Genomic DNA, 248 nt, shown 5'->3' on the forward strand with positions numbered 1-248 from the left:
GGTTTAATTCGATGCAACGCGAAGAACCTTACCTGGCCTTGACATCCAGAGAACTTAGCAGAGATGCTTTGGTGCCTTCGGGAACTCTGAGACAGGTGCTGCATGGCTGTCGTCAGCTCGTGTTGTGAAATGTTGGGTTAAGTCCCGCAACGAGCGCAACCCTTATCCTTTGTTGCCAGCGGGTAATGCCGGGAACTCAAAGGAGACTGCCGGTGATAAACCGGAGGAAGGTGGGGATGACGTCAAGT

1 rRNA gene is annotated in these 248 nt (G+C 52.8%); it reads left to right on the forward strand.

Going from position 1 to position 248, the window contains the following annotated elements:
* Positions 1 to 248, forward strand: a 16S ribosomal RNA gene (locus SB754_RS22070); the annotation flags it as partial.

Source organism: Leifsonia sp. SIMBA_070 (assembly GCF_046534635.1).
In the GTDB taxonomy this organism is placed as follows: Bacteria; Actinomycetota; Actinomycetes; order Actinomycetales; family Microbacteriaceae; genus Leifsonia.